Below are 6361 nucleotides of genomic sequence, written 5' to 3'. Positions count from 1 at the left end.
CTACCGCCAGGTTTCGCTGCTGCTGCGCCGCCCGCCGGGCCGCGAAGCCTACCCCGGCGACGTGTTCTACCTGCACAGCCGCCTGCTGGAGCGCGCCGCCCGCGTGAACGCCGACTACGTCGAAGCCTTCACCAAGGGTGAAGTCAAGGGCAAGACCGGTTCGCTGACCGCGCTGCCCATCATCGAGACGCAGGCCGGCGACGTGTCTGCCTTCGTTCCGACCAACGTGATCTCGATCACTGACGGCCAGATCTTCCTGGAAACCAACCTGTTCAACGCCGGTATCCGCCCCGCCATCAACGCCGGTATCTCGGTGTCGCGCGTGGGTTCGTCGGCGCAGACCAAGGTCATCAAGGGCCTGTCCGGCGGTATCCGTACCGACCTGGCGCAGTACCGTGAACTGGCTGCGTTCGCACAGTTCGCCTCCGACCTGGACGCTTCGACCAAGAAGCAGCTGGACCGCGGCGCCCGCGTGACCGAACTGCTCAAGCAGGCCCAGTACAGCCCGCTGCCCATCTCGCTGATGGGCGCCACGCTGTTCGCGGTGAACAAGGGCTTCCTGGACGACATCGACGTGAAGAAGGTACTGCCCTTCGAGCACGGCCTGCACCAGTTCCTCAAGACCAGCCACGCCGCGCTGCTCGACAAGATCGAGCAGAGCAAGGCCCTGGACAAGGACGCCGAAGCCGAACTGACCGCAGCCATCGGCGCGTTCAAGAAGTCGTTCGCTTAAACCGGACGAGGAGCCATCATGGCAACAGGCAAGGAAATACGCGGCCAGATCAAGAGCTTCGAGAACACGAAGAAGATCACGAAGGCCATGGAAATGGTGTCCGTGTCCAAGATGCGCAAGGCCCAGGACCGCATGCGTGCGGCCCGTCCCTACAGCGACAAGATCCGCAACATCGCCGCGAACCTGAGCAAGGCCAACCCCGAGTACGTACACACCTTCATGAAGCCCAACGACGCCAAGGTCGCGGGCTTCATCGTGGTGACCACGGACAAGGGCCTGTGCGGCGGCCTCAACACCAACCTGCTGCGCGCCGTCACCATCAAGCTGCGCGAACTGCAGGGGCAGGGCGTCTCGACCGAGGCCGTGGCCATTGGCAACAAGGGCCTGGGCTTCCTGAACCGCATTGGCGCCAAGGTGGTGTCCAACGTCACGCAGCTCGGCGACCGCCCGCACCTCGACAAGCTCATCGGGCCCGTCAAGGTGCTGCTGGACGCCTATGCCGAAGGCCGGATCAACGCGGTGTACCTGTCGTACACCAAGTTCATCAACACGGTGAAGCAGGAGCCGGTGGTCGAGCAGCTGCTGCCCCTCAAGGCAGACGCGCTCCAGGCCGACGCAGGCCAGCACAGCTGGGACTACATCTACGAACCCGACGCCCAGACCGTGATCGACGAACTGCTGGTGCGCTATGTCGAGTCGCTGATCTACCAGGCCGTGGCCGAGAACATGGCGTCCGAGCACTCCGCGCGGATGGTGGCCATGAAGGCCGCCACCGACAACGCCGGCAACGTGATTGGCGAACTCAAGCTGGTCTATAACAAGACCCGCCAGGCCGCGATCACCAAGGAACTGTCGGAAATCGTGTCCGGGGCTGCGGCCATCAGCGGCTGATTGCCCGTCGCCACTGCAAGAATCAAACCAATTGGAGCAAAAAATGGCTCAAGCCCAAGGAAAAATTGTTCAATGTATCGGCGCCGTGGTGGACGTGGAATTCCCGCGCGACCAGATGCCCAAAGTCTATGACGCCCTCAAGTACGAAGGCGGCGGACTGACGCTGGAAGTGCAGCAGCAGCTGGGCGACGGCGTGGTGCGCACCATCGCGCTGGGCTCGTCCGACGGCCTGCGCCGCGGTTTGACCGTGGTCAACACCGGCGCCCCCATCACCGTGCCCGTGGGCAAGGCCACCCTGGGCCGCATCATGGACGTGCTGGGCAACCCCATCGACGAGCGCGGCCCCGTGGGCCAGGACCTGACGGCGTCCATCCACCGCAAGGCTCCCGCATACGACGAGCTGTCGCCCTCGCAGGAACTGCTCGAAACCGGCATCAAGGTGATCGACCTGGTGTGCCCGTTCGCCAAGGGCGGCAAGGTGGGCCTGTTCGGCGGCGCAGGCGTGGGCAAGACCGTGAACATGATGGAGCTCATCAACAACATCGCCAAGGCGCACAGCGGTCTGTCGGTGTTTGCTGGCGTGGGTGAGCGTACCCGCGAAGGCAACGACTTCTATCACGAAATGGCCGACTCCGGCGTGGTGAACCTGGACAACCTGCCCGAATCCAAGGTGGCCATGGTCTATGGCCAGATGAACGAGCCCCCGGGCAACCGCCTGCGCGTGGCCCTGACCGGCCTGACCATCGCCGAGTCCTTCCGCGACGAAGGCCGCGACGTGCTGTTCTTCGTGGACAACATCTACCGCTACACCCTGGCCGGTACCGAAGTGTCCGCACTGCTGGGCCGCATGCCTTCCGCCGTGGGCTACCAGCCGACGCTGGCCGAGGAAATGGGCCGCCTGCAAGAGCGCATCACGTCCACCAAGGTCGGCTCGATCACCTCCATCCAGGCCGTGTACGTGCCCGCCGATGACTTGACCGACCCGTCGCCCGCGACGACCTTCGCCCACTTGGACTCCACCGTGGTGCTCTCGCGCGACATCGCTTCGCTGGGCATCTACCCCGCCGTGGACCCGCTGGACTCCACCAGCCGCCAGCTCGACCCGAACGTGGTCGGCGAGGACCACTACAACACGGCCCGCGCCGTGCAGGGCACGCTGCAGCGCTACAAGGAGCTGCGCGATATCATCGCCATCCTGGGCATGGATGAACTGGCGCCCGAGGACAAGCTGGCCGTGGCCCGTGCCCGCAAGATCCAGCGCTTCCTGTCGCAGCCCTTCCACGTGGCCGAGGTGTTCACCGGCTCGCCGGGCAAGTACGTGCCCCTGGCCGAAACCATCCGTGGTTTCAAGATGATCACCAGCGGCGAGTGCGACCACCTGCCCGAGCAGGCGTTCTACATGGTCGGCACCATCGACGAAGCCATTGAGAAGGCGAAGAAGCTGGCCTGATGACCGCCGGGCCCAGCGGCTGCTGGCTCGCACGTCCACACAAGGCTCGCCCATTCCCATTTTCAAGGAGCAAAGATGAACACCATCCACGTCGATGTGGTCAGCGCCGAAGAGTCCATCTTCTCCGGCGAGGCGCGCTTCGTTGCGCTGCCCGGTGAGGCTGGCGAGCTGGGCATCCTGCCCAAGCACACGCCGCTGATCACCCGCATCAAGCCGGGTTCGGTGCGCATCGAGATGGCCGATGGCCGCGAAGAATTCGTCTTCGTGGCGGGCGGCATTCTCGAAGTGCAGCCCGACCGCGTGACCGTGCTGTCCGATACCGCCATCCGCGGCAAGGACCTGGACGACGAGAAGGCCAACGCCGCCAAGCAGGCCGCCGAAGAAGCCCTCAAGAACGCCAAGAGCGAGGTCGATCTGGCCAAGGCCCAGTCCGAGCTCGCCGTCATGGCTGCCCAGATCGCGGCGCTGCGCAAGTACCGCCAGAAGAAATAAAGAGGCTCTCTTTCGCGGCCTAGAAAAACCCGGCACCGCCGGGGTTTTTTTATGGTGCTTGCAGGCGTGTGCGCTAAATGACCAGGGGGTTGTCCGGCAGCTCGTTATCGGCCCGTGCGTCGATGGCGCGCGGAAAATGGGTGGCAAGCTGCTGGGTAATGGCATCAATGGCCTGCATCAGCCCTTCTTCGTACTGCAATTGCCGGAATTTCCCGGATATCTGGCCCAGGATCGTCTCCCAGGTGCCGGACGGCACGGCCTGCGCGAGGCCCCGGTCGGCCACGATCTCGATGGCGTGCTCGGCCAGCAGCAGGTAGATCAGCATGCCGTTGTTGGCCTGCGTGTCCCACACGCGCAGCTTGCCGAACAGGGTCAGCGCCCGCTCGCGCGCCGTGGCGCCCCGCCACAGGTAGCTGGCGGGCAGGCCGCCTTCCACGCAGATGCGCACCTGCCCGGTGTGCTGGCGCTCGCTGGCGGCCACGCGCTCGGCCAGGCGCTGCAGCATGTCGGCGGGGATGGGCGGGCGCTGCCAGGCGGCCCAGCGGTGGCGCAGCATGCGCAGGCAATTTTTCCAGGACATCACCAGTCCCCCGAGGCGCCGCCGCCCCCGAAGTCGCCCCCGCCGCCAGAGCTGAAGCCGCCGCCGGAACTGCTGCCGCTGCTCCATCCGCCGCCTCCGCCCGTGGTCCACACACCGCCCTGGCGCCCCGTCCAACGGGGCCTGCCGCGCGTGCCGCCGATGCCGGTGAAGCAGGCCACGAACAGCGCCGCGCCAATGGCCAGCGCCACGCTGCTGGTGAGCACCCACGCCAACCCGCCCGCGATGCCGCCCGTGGCGAGTGAGCCCGGCAGGCGCCCCATCATGGCGCGCAGCGTGGAGCCCAGGCCCAGCAACACGAAGAAGGCCACGCCCGCCACCAGAGTCGGCATGTCGCCGTCGTCCGCGCTTGCGCTGGCACTGCCACTGGACGGCGCGGGCAGCGCCTCCCCCGACAGCCGCTGGTCGATCCGCCGCACGGCCTCGGCCAGTCCGCCCGCGAAGTCGCCGCTGCGAAAGCGCGGCTTCATGGCCTCGTCGATGATGCGTGCCGCCGCGATGTCGGGCAGCGCGCCTTCCAGCGCCTTGGCGACCTCGATGCGCATGCGACGGTCGTCCTTGGCGACGAGGACCAGCACGCCGTCGCCCACGTCGCGGCGACCGATCTTCCAGGCGTTGCCCACGCGGTTGGCAAAGGCGGCGATGTCCTCGGGCGCGGTGGTAGGCACCATCAGCACCACCACCTGCGCGCCGCGCTGCTGCTCGATGGCCGCGAGCCGCGCGTCCAGCGCCTGGCGGTCGGCCTCGGCCAGCGTGCTGGTCTGGTCGATCACGCGCGCGGTCAGCGCGGGCAAGGCGCGCAGCGCCTGGGCCGTGGCGCCGTGGCTGAAAGCTACTAAAAAGATAGCTGTCAGCGCTTGCCAGATAAGCGCTAGAGGCACTTTTTACTTGGAGAAATTGACGGTGGGCGGCGTGCTGATCTGCGCCTCGTTCGCCACGGTGAAGCTGGGCTTGGGCGCGTAGCTGAACACCTTGGCAGTCAGGTTGCTGGGGAAGCTGCGCGCCAGCACGTTGTAGTCCTGCACCGACTGGATGTAGCGGTTGCGCGCCACGGTGATGCGGTTCTCGGTGCCCTCCAGCGTCACGCGCAGGTCGCGAAAGCCCTGGTTGGCCTGCAGCTGCGGGTAGCGCTCGGCCACCACCATCAGGCGCGACAGGGCGCTGGACAGCTCGCCCTGCGCCTGCTGGAACTTGTTGAACGCCTCGGGGTTGGCAAGCAGCTCGGGCGTGACCTGGATGGACGTGGCTTTGGCGCGGGCCTCGATTACCTTGGTGAGCGTCTCCTGCTCGAAGGCCGCCTCGCCCTTGACCGTGGCCACGATGTTGGGCACCAGGTCGGCGCGGCGCTGGTACTGGTTGAGCACCTCGCTCCAGGCGGCCTTGGACTGCTCGTCCAGGCGCTGGAAGTCGTTGTAGCCGCAGCCGCTGAGGATCATCACGGCGGCCAGCAGGGCAAGAAGGCGTTGGGTCATGGCGGTAGGGGGTTGGGGCTGTTGGAACGGGATTTTGCAGCAAGCCCGGCACAATAGCGGACCCCGAGACATCCACACCGTGCCCACAGCCATGCCCCGCACCCGCAGCACCCGCGCCGCCGCCCTGGGCGGCTCGCCCGACGAGACCGAGGCCGCGTTCTACGAGGCCCTGCAGCGTGGCGACATCGACCTGCTGATGTCCTGCTGGGCCGAGGACGACGAGATCGTCTGCATCCACCCCGGCGGCCCCCGGCTGCTGGGGCCGGGCGCGATCCGCGCGGCGTTCGAGGCCATGTTCGCGCACGGCACGGTGCGCGCCCGGCCCGTGCAGGTACACCGCGTGCAGGCGCTGGCCAGCGCCGTACACAGCGTGGCCGAGCAGGTGGAAGTGATGCTGCCCGATGGGCTGCACCAGGCCGTGGTGCTGGCCACCAACGTCTATCACAAGACCCCCGAGGGCTGGCGCATGGTGGCGCACCACGCCAGCGCGGGCACGGTGCCCGACCCGCAGGTGGTGGATGCGCAGCGGCCCGTTCTGCACTGATGGCAAAGTCTTTAAGACTTTTCAGCCCATAGCCCATAGCCCATGTGCAATCTGCGCTAGTGTGGTGTCTCAAAAATAAATTTAAGTAATTGACTTGGCAGCCCGAGCGACAGACGCCAGGATGGAGTCAGCGCTTTTGTGCCAAACGAAAGGCTTGGGGTTGTCGTTGTGGCGGTCAATG

Annotated in this window: 7 protein-coding genes and 1 pseudogene; 5 read left to right on the top strand and 3 right to left on the bottom strand. The window is 66.3% G+C overall.

Going from position 1 to position 6361, the window contains the following annotated elements:
- The 4 genes and pseudogenes from QM569_RS09740 to QM569_RS09725 form a co-directional block, all read left to right on the top strand.
- A pseudogene (locus QM569_RS09740) lies at positions 1–733 on the top strand (F0F1 ATP synthase subunit alpha); the annotation flags it as partial.
- 18 nt (positions 734–751) lie between these two features.
- Entirely contained in the window at positions 752–1624 is an 873-nt protein-coding gene (gene atpG, locus QM569_RS09735; protein ID WP_414987034.1) for a F0F1 ATP synthase subunit gamma, read from the top strand.
- A gap of 43 nt (positions 1625–1667) precedes the next feature.
- On the top strand, positions 1668–3074 hold the full coding sequence (atpD, locus tag QM569_RS09730) for a F0F1 ATP synthase subunit beta (protein WP_414987033.1): 1407 nt from the start codon (positions 1668–1670) through the stop codon (positions 3072–3074).
- 75 nt (positions 3075–3149) lie between these two features.
- Complete coding sequence (locus tag QM569_RS09725) at positions 3150–3566, top strand: F0F1 ATP synthase subunit epsilon (RefSeq protein WP_414987032.1); 417 nt, start codon at positions 3150–3152, stop codon at positions 3564–3566.
- Positions 3567–3639: 73 nt separating this feature from the next.
- Here QM569_RS09725 and QM569_RS09720 read toward each other — a convergent pair whose 3' ends face one another.
- From QM569_RS09720 to QM569_RS09710, 3 genes are read right to left on the bottom strand one after another with little or no spacing between them, the layout of a single operon-like run.
- Positions 3640–4146 carry a TPM domain-containing protein gene (locus QM569_RS09720; protein WP_414987031.1) on the bottom strand — a complete coding sequence of 169 codons (507 nt, stop codon included), beginning with the start codon at positions 4144–4146 and terminating at the stop codon, positions 3640–3642.
- The gene (locus QM569_RS09715) at positions 4146–5045 is read right to left on the bottom strand and encodes a TPM domain-containing protein (RefSeq protein WP_414987030.1); all 900 of its coding nucleotides are present in this window, start codon (positions 5043–5045) and stop codon (positions 4146–4148) included. Before QM569_RS09715 ends, QM569_RS09720 begins: the two co-directional genes overlap by 1 nt.
- Before the next feature lie 3 nt (positions 5046–5048).
- Positions 5049–5636 carry a LemA family protein gene (locus QM569_RS09710; protein WP_414987029.1) on the bottom strand — a complete coding sequence of 196 codons (588 nt, stop codon included), beginning with the start codon at positions 5634–5636 and terminating at the stop codon, positions 5049–5051.
- Positions 5637–5727: 91 nt separating this feature from the next.
- On the opposite strand from QM569_RS09710, the gene QM569_RS09705 reads away from it, so the two are divergent.
- Positions 5728–6180: a YybH family protein gene (locus QM569_RS09705; RefSeq protein WP_414987028.1), complete on the top strand. Its 453-nt coding sequence runs from the start codon at positions 5728–5730 to the stop codon at positions 6178–6180.
- Positions 6181–6361 lie beyond the last annotated feature (181 nt).

The organism is Acidovorax sp., from assembly GCF_047607405.1.
Classification (GTDB): Bacteria; Pseudomonadota; Gammaproteobacteria; order Burkholderiales; family Burkholderiaceae_C; genus Acidovorax.
Note: the sequence above shows the minus strand (reverse complement) of the source record. Positions and strands in the feature narration are given on the sequence as shown.

Bases quoted from the DNA above. Each gene is read 5' to 3' on its own strand.
- atpG (WP_414987034.1), top strand. From the start codon at position 752: ATGGCAACAGGCAAGGAAATACGCGGCCAGATCAAGAGCTTCGAGAAC.
- atpD (WP_414987033.1), top strand. From the start codon at position 1,668: ATGGCTCAAGCCCAAGGAAAAATTGTTCAATGTATCGGCGCCGTGGTG.
- QM569_RS09725 (WP_414987032.1), top strand. From the start codon at position 3,150: ATGAACACCATCCACGTCGATGTGGTCAGCGCCGAAGAGTCCATCTTC.
- QM569_RS09720 (WP_414987031.1), bottom strand. From the start codon at position 4,146: ATGTCCTGGAAAAATTGCCTGCGCATGCTGCGCCACCGCTGGGCCGCC.
- QM569_RS09710 (WP_414987029.1), bottom strand. From the start codon at position 5,636: ATGACCCAACGCCTTCTTGCCCTGCTGGCCGCCGTGATGATCCTCAGC.
- QM569_RS09705 (WP_414987028.1), top strand. From the start codon at position 5,728: ATGCCCCGCACCCGCAGCACCCGCGCCGCCGCCCTGGGCGGCTCGCCC.